This window comes from Mucilaginibacter galii, from assembly GCF_014635825.1.
GTDB lineage: Bacteria > Bacteroidota > Bacteroidia > Sphingobacteriales > Sphingobacteriaceae > Mucilaginibacter > Mucilaginibacter galii.
Map to the genome: position 1 here is coordinate 1,003,769 of NZ_BMDO01000001.1, position 15,381 is coordinate 1,019,149.

Consider the following 15,381-nt stretch of genomic DNA (forward strand, 5'->3'; position numbering starts at 1 on the left):
TGAGCTTGTCGAAGGCTTAGCAAAGTGGCGAAAGTTTCGACAAGCTCAACATGACAATTAAAATAGAGTTATCCAACCATGCATTCATCAGCACGCAGCACCTTTAACGCTAATTTCACCGCCGAAAAATATCAGCAGTTTTTAAAGCAGCTTAATCAGGGCTTGCCTCATGACGTCGCTTTTCGCGTAGCCGAAACACCGATATTCCTGACTGCTGATTTTCGTGACCAGTTGATTGCTGCGGGGGAAGACATTTTACAAACTATTCTTCAACCCAATTTTAAGGCACTTACCGAACGTGCCATTCCCCAAAAATGGCGCGTAGCAAATGAAAATGACCATCCTCATTTTATAGCCCTCGATTTTGGCATTTGTAAAGATGAGGCCGGCAACATCGTCCCCAAACTGATAGAACTGCAAGGCTTTCCTTCACTGTATGGCTTCCAATCGTTTTTAGATGATACCTATAGCGAGGTGTTTGATATTAATACCAGTTGGACAGGTTACTACGGTGGCATGGATAAAGCCACCTACATCGCTCTGCTCAAAAAAACTATACTTGGCTCTTATGAGCCGCATGAAGTGGTATTAATGGATGTTAATGCACAAGAGCAAAAAACAGCTATCGATTTTTTCATCACGCAAAAGTACCTGGGCATCCCTATTATTGGTCTTGATGAGCTAAAGCAGAAAGGCGATCAACTATTTTATGAAAGTGATGGTGAAGACAAGCTCATTAAGCGCATTTACAACCGCCTTATATTTGATGAGATAGACACGGGCGATGATCCGCTCCAAAACCAGGTAGACATTCGTCAGCCTTTAGATATTGAATGGATAACCCATCCCAATTGGTTTTACCGCGTCAGCAAGTTTACCATGCCATTTTTACATGGCGAAGCTATTCCAAAAACATACTTTTTACATGAGTTGCGCGAGATACCGGCAGATTTGGAAAACTATGTATTAAAGCCCCTTTTCTCTTTTGCCGGGCAGGGGGTTATTATTGAAGTAACCAACGAAGATGTAGCGGCTATTAAAGACCCCGAAAACTGGATACTACAAGAAAAAGTAAATTACGAGCCGGTAATACAAGCGCCCGATGGTGGCGTTAAGGCCGAAATAAGATTACTCTACCTATGGCCTAATGGCGATGCCCAACCAACATTAGCCATTAATTTGGCTCGTTTAAGCCGTGGCAAAATGATAGGGGTACGCTACAACAAAGAATTTGACTGGGTAGGCGGCACCACTGCGTTGATGCCGAAGCCCCTCCCAAACCCTCCCCGGGAGGGAGGACTTTAAAAGCCGGCTATCTGTAAAGTCTCCCCTACCGGGGGAGATTTAGAGGGGGCTTCTTTTTTTACGTCTGAATTATATTACAATCGGTATTTTTGTATGATGAATTTTCAAACGATAGTTATTGTATTGCTTTTTGCCGCTGCGGTTTTTTACGTGGGCCGCATGGCGTACCAAAGCCTATTCGTTAAAAAAGGATGTGGTTCTAATTGTAAATGTGGTGTCGATTTTTCAAACGTTGATCCTGGCAAGCCCCGCTCCTAATCTCTAATCACCTTCTAATGCTCCATGTAGTTTAAAAGTGTTAGTTTTGTTACGCAGAACTAAGCAATTATTTAATGCCCAATAAACAAATATTTCAAGCCGAAAATTCCAAACGATGGACCAGCTTTAAATGGTTGAGCCGCATATTTATACTCGTCCTTATCAGTGGCGTGGTGGCCGCGGCCATTACGGTTACTTCTAAACAATACCCCGACCTTCCTAACCTTATTCCTACACAAAAGAAGTTAACTAACGAAGAACTTAACCGTTTAAAACGGTCTACCAAATACCGCGATTTTGTGGTTGAACGCAACCGCATTAAGCAAATACAAAGGGCATTACGCCAGCACCAGCTTAAGCACCCAAACAACGCAAACCGTATTAATGTGGGCTTTTATCTCGCCTGGGAACCGCAGGCGTACAATTCCTTGTTAGATCATATTGCCCGGTTAGACATGATCGTGAGCGAGGGTTTTCGCATAACGCCCAATGCCGATAGTTTGACCGTAAGCCTGGATACCGGTTTGATGAACCTCAACAAGAAGTACAAAAAACCCATCATTGTTAGGTTAACCAACTACATTAATACCAGTAATGTTTCGGGCCGATTTGATCGTAAAACGGTAGAGGCTATTATTAAAAATCCTAAACGCCGCACGGCTTTCATCAATAATATTGCCGCCAATTTAACCAAATACAAGCTGCGCGGACTCGATCTTAACTTCGACGATATCAGCGATCGTAATGCACCTGCTTACGTGGCTTTTCAGCAGGAACTGTACAATACCCTGCATAGTCAAGGCTTTTTGGTAACCCAAAGCGTTTGGCCCGAGGATGATGAGTACAACCTGCCACGCTTGCAAAAAGTGAACGATTACCTGTTTGTAATGGCTATTGACCAGCACAACGAGAGCAGTAATGCAGGTGAGGTGTCGCACCAGCACTGGGTAGAAGAAATACTGGATAATGTTTGCCAGCAAATACCCAGCAACAAAGTCATATTGACCATTGTAGGCGGTGGCTTTGATTGGGCCGAAAGCCGTTTGGGCCAGCCTATGGGCTACCAGCAGGCGGTGAGTACGGCCAAAGAAAATTCAAGTAAAATTTTATTCGACCCCGAATCGGCTAACCTCAAGTTTACCTACAAAGGTGCTGATACCCTGAACCATACCGTATATTTTGCCGATGCCGTTACCAATTTCAACATTATCCGCATGGCTGATGATTGGGCTACAGGCGGTGTGGCCCTGTGGCGTTTAGGCTTTGAAGACCCCAGGCTTTGGTCGTTCTTTCAAAAGAATTTATCTACCGATTCACTGCGCAAAACCGGTATCGATCTTAAAAGATTTTCGACCGTTGGCTTGAGCGATAAGCCCGATTACGTGGGCGATGGTGAAGTGCTGGATTTGATCACTACCCCAAATCCCGGTTTGATAAATATAGATTTTGATTCAAAAAACTTCAGAATTACCGACGAAAAGTACGAAAAACTACCTACCAAGTACGTGATCAGGCGGTACGGCTACTCGCCCAACAAAATTGTACTGACTTTTGATGATGGCCCGGATCCGAGCTATACGCCGCGCATCCTCGACATCCTGAAAAAGGAGAAAGTACCGGCCTCCTTTTTTGTGGTAGGCTCTATGGTAGAGAAGAACATGCCGCTGTTACGTCGCATTTACGATGAAGGTTACGAGATAGGCAACCACACCTTTTTTCACCCCGATATATCGCAGATCAGTCTTCAACGGGTGAGTTTGGAACTCAACTCTACACGTAAGCTCATTGAGTCCATTACCGGGCATAGCACCATCCTGTTCCGTGCGCCCTTCAATGCCGATGCCGAGCCGCAAACCCTGGCCGAGATTATCCCAGTGGCCCAAAGCCGTAAGGAGAACTACATCAATATTGGTGAGTTTATTGATCCGCACGATTGGGAACCCGGTGTAACCGCCGATAGCATTGTAGCACGTACCATTGCCCAGGCAAAAAACGGCACCATGCTGCTGCTGCATGATGCCGGGGGCGATACCCGCGAGGAAACCATTAAAGCCCTGCCACGCATTATCCAGTACTTTAAAACGCATGGCTACGAGTTTACCACCATTGCCGATATATTGCACAAAAAGAAAGCCGACCTGATGCCGCCCGTAACCGATGATGCCAACAGTGGCATTACCGGCCAGTTGTATGACTGGTTTAATGCAGGCCTGTTCTATGGAAACTGGTTTATTTTATACCTGTTTTTATCGGCTATATTTTTAGCGGTAGGCCGTATCATACTGATCGGTATATTGGCTTCAAGACAATTTGCGCTGAACAAAAAAGCGCCCGATCACAACATTGACATAGCCAGTTTGCCGCCGGTGAGCATTATTGTACCGGCTTATAATGAGGAAGTAACAGCCATTAAAACCATCCAAAGCTTGCTTAAACTGGAATACCCTACCATGGAGATCCTGTTTATTGACGATGGATCGAAAGATAAGACCTTTGAGGTGGTAAACACTGCTTACCAAAACCACCCTATGGTTAAGGTTCTAACCAAGCCAAACGGAGGCAAGGCATCGGCGCTTAACTTTGGCATTGCACAGGCACAGTATGATTACGTAGTTTGTATTGATGCCGATACACTGCTGAAAGACGACGCTATTATTCACCTCATGGCCTACTTTACCGATGATGAAATTGGCGCCGTAGCAGGTACGGTGAAGGTGGGTAACGAAACGAACATGATTACCCGTTGGCAGTCTATTGAGTACATTACCGCCCAAAATATGGACCGCCGGGCATTCGATTTATTGAACAGCATTACCGTAGTTCCCGGCGCTATCGGGGCTTTCCGTAAGGAAGCAATATTTAAGGCGGGCGGCTTTACCACCGATACTCTGGCCGAAGATTGCGATTTGACCATGCGCATACTTAAACAAGGCTATATTATTCGCAATGCGGGCGAGGCTATTGCTTATACCGAAGCCCCGGAAACCATTAACATGCTGTTAAAACAACGTTTCAGGTGGAGTTTTGGCGTAATGCAGAGCTTTTGGAAGAACCGCGATGCTTTATTTAACCGCAAATACAGCTTCTTTGGCATGGTGGGTATGCCTAACATTCTCATTTTCCAGATCATCTTACCGCTGTTCTCTCCCTTGGCCGATCTGATGATGATAGCCGGCTTCTTTAGCGACCATCCTGAAAAGATATTTGCCTTTTACCTGGCCTTTATCCTCATAGATATGATCGTAGCCGTAATAGCCTTTAAGATGGAGAAAGAAGATTACCGCAAGCTGATCTACATCATTCCGCAGCGTTTTGTATGGCGCCAGTTGATGTACTATATCCTCTTTAAATCGTTACGCCGTGCCCTAAAAGGCCAGCATAGCGGCTGGGGCAACTTGAAGCGCACAGGTAATGTAAAAATGGAAGACCAAACTGCTAAATAAATTTTTCAAGCGTTTCCAGCTTGTAGCCTCAGCCATGAACATTAACGAGTCGTACATTGGGATCATTCTCCAGTTTTTTTCGAAGTTTAGATATAAACATATCTAAACTTCGACTAACAATTACGCCTTCATCTTCCCAAACTTTTTGAAGTTCGCCTCTCTCTACAAGCACATTGGGCTTTCTTGCCAAAATGTATAACATTTTTGATTCCTTATCGGAGAGTAAGGTTTGTTCCTTATTATAAGTAAGATATTGGTCATCTGTATAAAACCAATAATTACCAATAGCAATTACTTCATAAGTAGCTACTAAGCCTTTCTCTTCAATAAGGTGAGTTGTGTTTTGTCTATAATTGATTTTCAGCCCCGAAAAAATGAGCGTTAATACCGCTAAGCTACCACCGGCTCCTACAATATAGTTTTTGTTTACCTTACTAAGGGCAGTATCGCGGAAAGCGATATTAATTAAATAACGTGCTTTAGGCTGTTTCCTGCCTTTACAGGGCACTATGCTGGTTTTCTCTGTTTGGAGGATTGCAAACCCGAATACTACCTGATTTTTTTCGGATTCTACAACATTAACAACATAATCAGATGGTAAATTATTTGCAGCTACCGCTTGCCTTATAATTCTTATAACAGAATCTGGCGTAAATTGAAAGGCGTTCCCAAAGGTGATCAGATATTGATCATCGGCTGTTTTGTTAACCGGTAAAACTCTCGAACTGCTATCGCCCGCACTTAATAAAACCTCATGCCCTATATTCCTCATCACAATGATCTTTCTTGCAGATGCAAAATCAGTTTTCTCAAAATGCAGATATATAAATAACGAAGTAACTACAAGGAGGAAAGCGGCAGTATAAAGAAACAGAGGCTTCAACGTCATATGTAAAAGTATAAATTATCTACTGCTGCGTTATGTAGTATAGTCGATTTTGCACTTTTTACAATTCATTTTACACTATTTTACTAACACCTCATACTCCATGTGCCTTAGGTTTGCCGAAACAATTCCACTCAATTAACCTATGAAATACATACACCTGTATGCCCTGCTTTTATCGTTCATTTTTTGCTCACCATGTACAGCACAAGGCAGAATTGATACACTAAAAAGCATTATCACACACCAAACTAAAGATACCGTAACTTCATACGGGCCTAACACCATGGTTCGTAATGTTAAAGAAGACAGCAACGGGCACATTTTAATTGCTGCAATGTTTACAGGGGTCTTACGCTACGATGGAAAATCTTTTACTAATCTCACCAGCAAGTTAGGCTTGCACAGGTTTTGGAATGTTTTGGAAGACAGACACGGAAACCTTTGGTTCAGCACTACCGATTCGGGGGTTTATTGTTACAACGGAAAGTCGTTTCAACATTTTACAACCAGCGAGGGAATGGCCAGCAACGCGGTGATTTGTATTTATGAAGATAGCGCCGGCATTATTTGGTTTGGCACCGGAGGTGGGGTAAGCCGCTATGATGGGAAATCTTTTAAAAACTATACGACACAAGAAGGGCTTTCCAATAATAGCATTCATACAATTCTTGAAGACAAAACCGGTAAATTTTGGTTCGGCACAGGTGGTGACGCTTGTTATTTTGATGGACAAGCATTTACGGTTTTCAGAAATAAAGATGGCAAGGCCTTTTACAATGTATGGTCGATAATTGAAGATAAAAAAGGCAATATCTGGTTCGGTGCGTCGATAGTTGAGGACAAAAAAGGTAATACGCTGGTTGTTTCACCTGGTCTTTGGCGCTACGACGGCAGTGCCTTCACCCTGGTAGCAAAAAGAGGAGCTTCTGCTATCATCGAAGATAAAAAAGGAAATATATGGACCACAGGTAGCTTAAACCCTAATGGGGTTGGAACCTGGACACTCTCACGCTACGATCAAAAGTCGCTCTACAGTAAAAAACCGGTTGTAACCGAGATCATGTCAATAGAAAAAATGCTTTGCGGGCTTACGGAAGCCAGCGATGGAAGTATCTGGTTTGGTTCTATGAACGGCGTGTATCATTATGATGGAAAAACCATTACAGACTTTAAAAAATGAAAGAGTCAGTCATAAAGCGTATTGCTTTATTTTAAACTACTTGTCAATTATTACCGATCAAATTTATTCCTGCATCATGAACAACAAACCATCAATCAATTATTTGCTATTGATCATCATCCCTATGGTATTCAGTTGCTATGAACCCGTAAAAGAGGATAATAAAAAGAATTTACCGGCAAGCTCCCCGGCCTTACATGTGAAGAATAAAAAATACATGCTGATAGATACAAAAGCAAGTTTTTTAACCTGGCAAGGTGCTTCACTAAACGGTTTAATAAATACCCAAACAGGGTACATTTATATCTCTAATGGAGAATTAATGGTTGAAAACGGTCAGGTTAAAAGTGGCACCATAGAAGTGGGCATGAATACCATTGAAGATAAAAACCATGGCAGCGACAATAAACTTGTTAATCACTTAAAAGACCCTGATTTTTTCGACACCAAAAGATTTCCTTTTTCTACCATTGTTATTACCGGCGTTGCGTTAGTAAATGGAGAAGACAGGAAAGTTACAGGAGACCTAACCATTAAAGGTATTACACACGCAGTTACTTTTCCGGCCAAAATAAAGGTTAAAAACGGAATGGTAACTGCGAATGCCCAACTGGTGATTGATCGGACAAAATGGGATGTCCGATATAAATCGGCAAAATTCTATAATAATTTAGCCAATCAAACCATGTCAGATTCTATTAAATTCTATATTCATATCATCGCAAAAAAACAAACACCTGATTTGCGTTAAATGTGTGAAGGAATGATATTTTGAATTTTTAGAAACTTTTTAATGAACTATTTAATCTACACTGCTGAATGAGTATATAGTTGCTTTCCTGAAACTAAAAATTCAAAGCCCTCCCTCCCGGGGAGGGTTTGGGAGAGGCTTCTTACTTCTCTATCAAACACACTGCGTAAGCTACCACACCTTCGCCCCGGCCTATAAAGCCCATTTGCTCGTTGGTGGTAGCTTTAATGGAGATGTCCTCTTCACTTATACCTGCTGCCTGTGCAATGTTCACTTTCATGGCCGGTATATGCGGGTTGATCTTGGGGGCTTCCAAACATATCATGGCATCTATATTGCCAATACTCCAGCCCTTTTCTTTTAGTAGTTCTACCACGTGCTGCAGCAATATTAAACTGCTTATACCGCGCCAGCGTTCGTCGGTGTTAGAAAAGTGGTAGCCAATATCGCGCAGGTTGGCTGCACCCAGCAGTCCGTCGCAAATGGCGTGTACTATCACATCAGCATCTGAGTGGCCAAAGGCGCCCGAGTGGTGCGGCAGCGTAACGCCGCCCATAACAAATGGATGTTCTTCTTTTAGCTGGTGTACATCAAAACCAAAGCCTACACGTAGTTTACTCATAATTATCTGCCGCCAAAGTTAGCGCTCAAAGTGAAACGTAAGGTATTAGCCAGCGGACTTTTTTCCTGGGTGGCCACCAGGTAGGCTAAATCGAGGTTAAAAATGTCATATTTAAAGCCTGCACCCAGCGTGCCATACTGCCTGTTACCTTTTGATGGATTTTCGTAAAAATAGCCCAATCTTAAAAAGAACTGTTTGTTATAGCCATATTCGGCACCGGCAGCGTAGCTAATTTCTTTTAGCTCCTCTTTAAAACCACCGGGGGCATCGGCAAATGAGCCAAACACGCCTGCAGGTACCGAGCGGTTATCATCATATCCGCTTATAATATCGCCCATGCTGTTGCGTATAGGTGGCGTGGGCACCATCAGTTTATTAAGGTCGAGTGTTAAAGTGAACTGGCTCGAATTATCCACGTACCAGGTATCGGCCGCGCCTATGCGCATGTTGGCCGGTAAAAAATATTGTGCACCGTTGGTGGTATAACTCATTTTGGTACCGATGTTAGAAAAATTGGCCCCGAAAGACAGGAGCGCATCGCGCCCAAACTGGTAACTTTCTTTACGGTAATAGGCCGATACATCGGCAGCAACCGCATTACCCGCCCTGGTTTGCTGCCCGTTCACCATTCCGCCGTTAGTTAAACCCGAATGTATATAGCGCAGCGTTAAGCCCAATGAAAAATTACGCCCAAACTTGCGGGCAAAAGAACCATCTATAGAAAGCTCATTAGGCCGGTACGTACCCTGATCGTTTTGGCCAATATCTACCAGTTGAATGCTACCGAGGTTAAAGTACCGCAGGGATACGCCTACCGTATTACGGTCGTCAATTTTACGGGCATAGCTTAAATACGCCAGGTTAACATCAGAAATGAGGTTGCGCAACCACGGGCTGTAAGACAGCGATACATTGTCTTGCCCCTCTATAAAAGCCAGTTTTGATGGGTTCCAGTAGTTGGCATTTACATCGGGCGATAGTGCCACGCCGGCATCGCCCATGGCACCCGAGCGCGAATCGGGTGCTATGGTTAAAAAAGGTACTGCTGTATTTATGCCGTTGCTGCTGCTGCCATTGGTGTTGGTACCGGTAGTACCTACCGTTCCCTGCGCATGTAGCAACACAGGGCTCAATAAACAACTAAAGCAAATGGCATAAAGCGTAAAAATTTTCATTACTGCAAATTAGCCTTAAATATTTCAATAAATACCCGAATATTCAGCATAGCATGTTAAATATTTGATTTAGTTTTATGCGCCCTGTTTTTACCAGAACCATTGTAACAAACCAGTTTGAATAACGTATAAAGCCAATCCAAACCTTTCAACCTGAAGCAAGTTACCGTATGAATAAATTTTGTATTTTTACTTTCTAATTTTTTAAATATGATTAAGCATTTTACTAAATCTGCTTTACTATTAGGATGTGTGGGATTGTTGTTAAGCAGTTGCAGTAAGCCAATGCGGTCGCAAAAAACCGGTGTTGTTTACAATAACAAGTACAATGGCGGTTATACGCGTTTCAGGCAAACACACCCGGCTCCAGGGCCTGGTTTAATAGCTATTGAAGGCGGTACTTTTGTTTTGGGCGGCAGCGCCGAACAAGATGTTACTTATGATTATAATAATACCCGCCGCCGGGTTACCATTGGTTCGTTCTACATGGACGAAACCGAGGTATCTAACCAGGACTGGCTCGATTACCTGCACTACATTAGCATAACCTATACCGGCGACAGGGAATTATATTACAATGCTGTTCCCGATACTCTGGTGTGGCGTCGCCCCCTATCCTACAACGAGCCTTACGTAGACAACTATTTGAGGCACCCAGCTTTTCAGGATTACCCGGTTGTAGGTGTTACCTGGGAGCAGGTACAGGAATATTGTACTTTCCGTACCAACCAAATTAACGAAAACATACTGCGCGAAACCGGCCGTTTGGCCAGCTGGAAAGATGTGGCCGCTACCGGCAAGGGTTCTGACCAGCCTTACGATACCGATATTTACCTGAACAACCAGTACAATGGCAAGGATGGTAAAAATGCCATGAAAAACCTGAGCCCCAATGCTAAGCCCGGTGCTAACGGCAAAGCAACAAGGTCGGTACGTATGGAAGATGGCATTTTAAAACCAGCCTACCGCCTGCCAACTGAGGCTGAGTGGGAATATGCCGCTTTAGGCCTGGCCGGTAATACCGAGTTTGAAAACATTGAAGATGGTAAAATTTACCCATGGAACGGCATGGGCGTACGCTCGCCTAAACGCCGTACCCGCGGTATGATCATGGCCAACTTTAAACGTGGCGAAGGTGATAACATGGGTGTAGGCGGATCATTGAACGATAAGGCCGACATTACCGCACCCGTACGCTCTTATGAGCCTAACGATTTTGGCTTGTATAACATGGCCGGCAACGTAAACGAGTGGACAAACGATACTTACCGCCAAATGACGTTTGAAGATGTGGAAGACTTTAACCCTTTCCGCGGTAACGAGTATACCAATAAACGTTTAGCCGACCCTGAAAAAGGCATTTACGCTAAAGACAAATATGGCCGTACTATTAAAGATCCGGCTAAATCAAACAAAAAACTTCCGTGGAACGAGTTTATAGCACAGCAGCAGGGCGGTCAAAGCTCGGCTGTGGTAGCACCACCGGCTGCTGCCGGTACAACTACTGCCGCTATTGCCGGTAAGCCTTTCAAGGCCGATCAGCGTGGCTTTGCCGATTCGGTTGATAACAGCCTCTATGGTGTAACCACTTTGGTAAACGACCATTCTAAAGTATACAAAGGCGGTTCATGGAACGACCGTGCCATGTGGTTAAACCCTGCTACCCGCCGTTATATGGACCAGGGCGAAGCGAGCGCCGAAGTAGGCTTCCGTTGCGCTATGAGCATGGTAGGGGCACCCGAAATTAATCCTAACGGCAAATCTCACTTCAGCGTGAAAAAGCCTAAGAACTACTCGCCTAAGAAGTAACTTAGTTTACTTATAAAATAGCGAAAGGGTTCTGTGATACACAGAACCCTTTTTTGTTGCTTAGTATTTTAACATAGCGCCTACTTTTGCTTAACCAAGTGCACAAACTTTTGGTCGCATTCTGCTAATACGGTATAGGAGTTCATGGCGTTTCCATCATTTTGAAAAGCCAGCTCATTGTTGATAAAACCCATGGTTATATCTACCGGTAATTCGTATTCCTTCGCCGGGTGCTCATCGTCGACCTTTGAAATATCGCCCTCGTACGATGCCCATTGAATGCCTTCCAGCGTAATCATACAGGTAAACTGCTTCGGGTCATCACTTTTAAATAACGTAACGGCCCCTCTTCTTACCTTACCCGGGGTAGTAAGTATATAACGGTACTTGTTATTTTTTTTATAGATAACTACAGTGAGTTTACAAGGCTGGCTTTCATCGCCCGGTACAACTATGGCTTTATAAGTACCTTCAATAGCAGGCAGGGTTTGTTTAACACCCATCTTTTTGACACCAGATGGCCGCAAAGGTGATTTAGACTGCTTAGCAGGTTGTTTTTGTGCCGAAGCACCCATATTGCAGCATAGCGAAACAGCTGCAACAACAACAGAAATTAATAATGCTTTCATAACTAAGGTGTAGTTTATACTATAACAAAAAAGGATGCTGTTTTGTAGCATCCTTTTTTGTTATTATTATTTCTTACCAGCCAACCATGTTAGCGTTCATCCAGTTAACCCGCTGGGTGAGGAAACTCTTTAAATATTCTACTTCTTTATCGTAGCTGCCTGTTACTACCGCATTTGGGTAAACATAGGTGTTTAATATAGGCCAGCGCACAAAATTGCGTTGCTGCGAAAGCTTGAGGTAAGCGGCTGTTTCATCAATATCGGTAAACATTTGCTTTACTTCGTTATCCTTAATTTGTGCCCAGCGCTGTTTTACTTTAGCTGCAAAGGCCGGGTCTTTGGCTAACCGCTCAAACCATTTACCATATTTAATATACCAGAAACTCGCCGGATATTTGGTTTCGGTATAGTCAACGTTACCCGCGCTCGTGTCAAAATCCCAAAGAGGTCCCATCCCCAGTTTGCCGTTACGGTCTTTATAGTAAAATATACTGCTGTAATCACGCGCATCGGTGGTTTGAAATATCTCCTCTACCAGGTACCATTTCAGGAACGAATCTACATTGATGTATTTAGCATAGCCATCCACAGGGTTGTTGGCATTAGCACCAAATAGTGCATCCTCGGTAAGCTGCATATAGCCGGTTATGTATTTCAACTGTTGAGGTGTTATATCCTCCGGCGACTTTACGCTAAATGGTAACCCTTGTTTGGTTGTAAACCAATAGGTTTCGTCCTTTTTCTGGTCAAGTTCGAGGAGGTAACCGCCGGTAATGTCTTCGTCAGATGTGTTGGTGGTTTTGAGTTCCTTAATGTTAACCCGGTTCTCGTTAACTTCAACCTGGGCGGTTAACAGATAGTTGCCAATGTAATCGCCGTTCATGTAAACTTCCACAAAGCGACTATCAGAGGTAAAATCGGCACCCAAACGGCGGCCCAGCATCAGTGCAATGCGGTTACGCATAAGCGATTTATCGTTGTAATTAGCCAGCAGTACCCAGTTTTTGGCAGCAGGCATACCCAGCATAGCAGCCTTGGTGTCAAACTTTAAGCGGTATGGCTTTTTAGGGTATAAAACCCAGGTAGAGTTTCCACGGCCTTTAATTTGCAATGGTATAGTAGTAACCGGCTGGTCAAACTCCTGGTTAGGGTTTACGTTTAAACTGCCTTTTACATAATCATCTTTTGATATTACCGGGCCCGATGTAGTTAACCTAAGGATAGGCAAACCGGTAAATATTTTCACCATTACCTTGTAGGTTTTAGTGCTGCCATCGGCCGATAGCGTAACCAGGCTTATGGGCTTATTAAAAGTAGTTGCAGTTACGCCGCTAACTAATACGGTATCAAGGTTTTTTACTGTAGTACCTGCGGTGCTTGTAGTAAACGTTAGTACCAGTTTTCTATAGCCATCGGCATTGGGCAGTACCGCAGTAATTTCATCTTTGGAGTTTATGGTGCAAACAATATCTTCCGATATTTTACCCGGATTATTTTTGAGTTCAATTTTTGCCGAGGTAATAGCCGCGGTTGAAACATTACCTGTGCCAGGATTAGTTTTGGTAGAATCGGTTGTAGTATTTGCAGCATCGGGGTATTTGCGGCAACCAAACAACGCAGTTGCTGCAACCATAACCAACACAAATAATCTTATAATAGCTAAATATTTTTTGAGCATTTTCAGGGGATAAAAACACAAAGACAGCTAATTACTAATACTTTACAGAAGATTGCTGGATTTAACGGAGGCTTATAATCTTATTAAATATTAAGCAATTTAGCTTATTGGGTAAGTGCATATTGCACCAGGTTAGCCCCCATTTGTAATGCCTTTGAACGTACTTCCGGACTATCGCCCGCGTAGGTGCCGGCATCTTCCCAGCCATTGCCTAAATCGCACTCCACATCGTAAAAGCAAACCAGCCGGCCTTTATACACAATACCGAAACCTTGCGGGCGCTTATTATCATGCTCATGTATTTTGGGCAAACCGTTAGGGAAATCAAATTTCTGATGATAGATAGGATGATTTAAAGGTAATTCTACGAAGTCGAGCTCAGGGAAAACCCGTTTCATTTGCGGTCGGATAAATTTATCCAGCCCATAATTATCACAAATGTGCAGAAAGCCTCCGCCCGTTAAATACTTTCGCAGGTTACGCACATCCTGATCGGAGAAGATAACGTTGCCGTGCCCTGTCATGAACACAAAAGGATAATTGAACAACTCGGCACTGCCAACCTCCACAGTCTCGTCTTCGGGCATAAAATTAGTTTTGAGCGTTTGATTGCAAAACTTGATAAGGTTGGGCAAAGCTGTGCGGTCGCCATACCAATCGCCTCCCCCGTTGTACTTAAGGCGGGCTAAAGTGTAGGTAGGCGTAAGGCGGTAGCTACTGAGTAGCAGGCCAAGTATGCATATGTATAGGGCTTTGTACTTCATGCTGTTAATTAAATAATTAAGAGGAGTAATATGACGTGGTAACCGAACGACTGCTTACTGAGCGTGTGCGATTGCCACGCTGTCGCTCGCAATGACATAATTTAATTAAAGTTCGTAACCTGCTATCACCCCGCTCCTCGACACCTTCTTACCTCGCTCCTCTGTTATCTATTCAAGAAATTTACTTCAAAGCAGGCTTCCAGTGCGGCGGTTTCGGTACGCAGGCGGCTGTTACCTAAAGTTATGGGTTTAAATCCGTTTTCTAAAGCTTCGGCAATTTCTTTTTCAGTAAAATCTCCTTCAGGGCCAATGAGTATCAAACTGCTGCCTTGCAGTTGCAATTGCGAAGCCAGGCTAACCTTGTCTTCGCCGGGCAGGCAGTGAGCTATAAATTTTTGTCCTTCGTGGTATTGGGTAACCAACCTGCTAAAGGGCTGCAGGCTGTTTAAATGCGGGTGGTAAGCTTTGATGGATTGCTTAACCGCCGAGGTAATGATCTTATCTAAGCGCTCAGTTTTGGCTTCCTTACGCTCTGAGCGCTGGCATTGGATAAGCGATATTTCATCGATACCTATCTCGGTAGCTTTTTCTAAGAACCACTCCAAACGGTCGAGGTTTTTAGTGGGCGCCGCTGCAATGTGCAGGTAGTGATTACGCTTGCCATACTCCTGCTGCGAGCTCTCAATAACCAATAAAGTTTTTTTGGGGTGCGGGTCAACAATGCGGGCGGTATAAAAGCCACCGCGGCCATCAACCAATTGCAAGGTATCGTTAGGCTGCAAACGCAACACCCTGATGGCATGCTTGCTTTCTTCCTCGCTTAGCATATAATGCGTAGCGCCAACAGTAATATCGGGCGTATAAAATAGCTGCATCAG

13 protein-coding genes are annotated in these 15,381 nt (G+C 43.8%); 6 read left to right on the top strand and 7 right to left on the bottom strand.

Going from position 1 to position 15,381, the window contains the following annotated elements:
• Positions 1 to 78: 78 nt before the first annotated feature.
• The 3 genes from IEV61_RS04370 (at position 79) to IEV61_RS04375 (ending at position 5,006) form a co-directional block, all read left to right on the top strand.
• A complete protein-coding gene (locus IEV61_RS04370; RefSeq protein ID WP_188414093.1) occupies positions 79 to 1,305 on the top strand; it encodes an ATP-grasp domain-containing protein in 1,227 nt (408 codons plus the stop codon).
• Between the two features lie 96 nt (positions 1,306 to 1,401).
• A complete protein-coding gene (locus IEV61_RS20845; protein WP_229747046.1) occupies positions 1,402 to 1,563 on the top strand; it encodes a FeoB-associated Cys-rich membrane protein in 162 nt (53 codons plus the stop codon).
• Between the two features lie 74 nt (positions 1,564 to 1,637).
• A complete protein-coding gene (locus IEV61_RS04375) occupies positions 1,638 to 5,006 on the top strand; it encodes a trifunctional glycoside hydrolase family 18/polysaccharide deacetylase/glycosyltransferase family 2 protein (protein WP_188414095.1) in 3,369 nt (1,122 codons plus the stop codon).
• Between the two features lie 28 nt (positions 5,007 to 5,034).
• On the opposite strand, the gene IEV61_RS04380 is transcribed toward IEV61_RS04375, so the two are convergent.
• On the bottom strand, positions 5,035 to 5,895 hold the full coding sequence (locus IEV61_RS04380) for a winged helix-turn-helix domain-containing protein (protein WP_188414097.1): 861 nt from the start codon (positions 5,893 to 5,895) through the stop codon (positions 5,035 to 5,037).
• A 142-nt stretch (positions 5,896 to 6,037) separates the two neighbouring features.
• On the opposite strand from IEV61_RS04380, the gene IEV61_RS04385 reads away from it, so the two are divergent.
• Both IEV61_RS04385 and IEV61_RS04390 read left to right on the top strand, forming a co-directional pair.
• Positions 6,038 to 7,075, top strand: coding sequence for a ligand-binding sensor domain-containing protein (locus IEV61_RS04385; protein ID WP_188414099.1), 1,038 nt, complete (start codon positions 6,038 to 6,040; stop codon positions 7,073 to 7,075).
• Complete coding sequence (locus IEV61_RS04390; protein WP_188414102.1) at positions 7,041 to 7,826, top strand: YceI family protein; 786 nt, start codon at positions 7,041 to 7,043, stop codon at positions 7,824 to 7,826. Before IEV61_RS04385 ends, IEV61_RS04390 begins: the two co-directional genes overlap by 35 nt.
• 142 nt (positions 7,827 to 7,968) lie before the next feature.
• On the opposite strand, the gene ispF is transcribed toward IEV61_RS04390, so the two are convergent.
• On the bottom strand, positions 7,969 to 8,448 hold the full coding sequence (gene ispF / locus IEV61_RS04395; protein WP_188414104.1) for a 2-C-methyl-D-erythritol 2,4-cyclodiphosphate synthase: 480 nt from the start codon (positions 8,446 to 8,448) through the stop codon (positions 7,969 to 7,971).
• A 2-nt stretch (positions 8,449 to 8,450) separates the two neighbouring features.
• The gene (porV, locus tag IEV61_RS04400; RefSeq protein ID WP_188414106.1) at positions 8,451 to 9,623 is read right to left on the bottom strand and encodes a type IX secretion system outer membrane channel protein PorV; all 1,173 of its coding nucleotides are present in this window, start codon (positions 9,621 to 9,623) and stop codon (positions 8,451 to 8,453) included.
• Between the two features lie 210 nt (positions 9,624 to 9,833).
• On the opposite strand from porV, the gene IEV61_RS04405 reads away from it, so the two are divergent.
• A complete protein-coding gene (locus IEV61_RS04405) occupies positions 9,834 to 11,432 on the top strand; it encodes an SUMF1/EgtB/PvdO family nonheme iron enzyme (RefSeq protein ID WP_188414112.1) in 1,599 nt (532 codons plus the stop codon).
• A gap of 80 nt (positions 11,433 to 11,512) precedes the next feature.
• Here IEV61_RS04405 and IEV61_RS04410 read toward each other — a convergent pair whose 3' ends face one another.
• The 4 genes from IEV61_RS04410 to IEV61_RS04425 all read right to left on the bottom strand — a co-directional run bounded on the left by IEV61_RS04410 (position 11,513) and on the right by IEV61_RS04425 (position 15,378).
• Positions 11,513 to 12,061 (bottom strand): hypothetical protein, encoded by a 549-nt coding sequence (locus IEV61_RS04410; protein WP_188414114.1) that lies wholly within the window; start codon positions 12,059 to 12,061, stop codon positions 11,513 to 11,515.
• A gap of 73 nt (positions 12,062 to 12,134) precedes the next feature.
• Positions 12,135 to 13,739: a CotH kinase family protein gene (locus IEV61_RS04415; protein ID WP_188414116.1), complete on the bottom strand. Its 1,605-nt coding sequence runs from the start codon at positions 13,737 to 13,739 to the stop codon at positions 12,135 to 12,137.
• Between the two features lie 104 nt (positions 13,740 to 13,843).
• Complete coding sequence (locus tag IEV61_RS04420) at positions 13,844 to 14,503, bottom strand: DUF4159 domain-containing protein (protein ID WP_188414118.1); 660 nt, start codon at positions 14,501 to 14,503, stop codon at positions 13,844 to 13,846.
• 164 nt (positions 14,504 to 14,667) lie between these two features.
• Positions 14,668 to 15,378 carry a 16S rRNA (uracil(1498)-N(3))-methyltransferase gene (locus IEV61_RS04425; RefSeq protein WP_188414120.1) on the bottom strand — a complete coding sequence of 237 codons (711 nt, stop codon included), beginning with the start codon at positions 15,376 to 15,378 and terminating at the stop codon, positions 14,668 to 14,670.
• Between the last annotated feature and the right edge of the window lie 3 nt (positions 15,379 to 15,381).

Excerpts from the sequence above, each read along its gene's own strand:
- IEV61_RS04370 (WP_188414093.1), top strand. The coding sequence starts at position 79 with ATGCATTCATCAGCACGCAGCACCTTTAACGCTAATTTCACCGCCGAA.
- IEV61_RS20845 (WP_229747046.1), top strand. The coding sequence starts at position 1,402 with ATGAATTTTCAAACGATAGTTATTGTATTGCTTTTTGCCGCTGCGGTT.
- IEV61_RS04375 (WP_188414095.1), top strand. The coding sequence starts at position 1,638 with ATGCCCAATAAACAAATATTTCAAGCCGAAAATTCCAAACGATGGACC.
- IEV61_RS04380 (WP_188414097.1), bottom strand. The coding sequence starts at position 5,895 with ATGACGTTGAAGCCTCTGTTTCTTTATACTGCCGCTTTCCTCCTTGTA.
- IEV61_RS04385 (WP_188414099.1), top strand. The coding sequence starts at position 6,038 with ATGAAATACATACACCTGTATGCCCTGCTTTTATCGTTCATTTTTTGC.
- IEV61_RS04390 (WP_188414102.1), top strand. The coding sequence starts at position 7,041 with ATGATGGAAAAACCATTACAGACTTTAAAAAATGAAAGAGTCAGTCAT.
- ispF (WP_188414104.1), bottom strand. The coding sequence starts at position 8,448 with ATGAGTAAACTACGTGTAGGCTTTGGTTTTGATGTACACCAGCTAAAA.
- porV (WP_188414106.1), bottom strand. The coding sequence starts at position 9,623 with ATGAAAATTTTTACGCTTTATGCCATTTGCTTTAGTTGTTTATTGAGC.
- IEV61_RS04405 (WP_188414112.1), top strand. The coding sequence starts at position 9,834 with ATGATTAAGCATTTTACTAAATCTGCTTTACTATTAGGATGTGTGGGA.
- IEV61_RS04410 (WP_188414114.1), bottom strand. The coding sequence starts at position 12,061 with ATGAAAGCATTATTAATTTCTGTTGTTGTTGCAGCTGTTTCGCTATGC.
- IEV61_RS04415 (WP_188414116.1), bottom strand. The coding sequence starts at position 13,739 with ATGCTCAAAAAATATTTAGCTATTATAAGATTATTTGTGTTGGTTATG.
- IEV61_RS04420 (WP_188414118.1), bottom strand. The coding sequence starts at position 14,503 with ATGAAGTACAAAGCCCTATACATATGCATACTTGGCCTGCTACTCAGT.
- IEV61_RS04425 (WP_188414120.1), bottom strand. The coding sequence starts at position 15,378 with ATGCAGCTATTTTATACGCCCGATATTACTGTTGGCGCTACGCATTAT.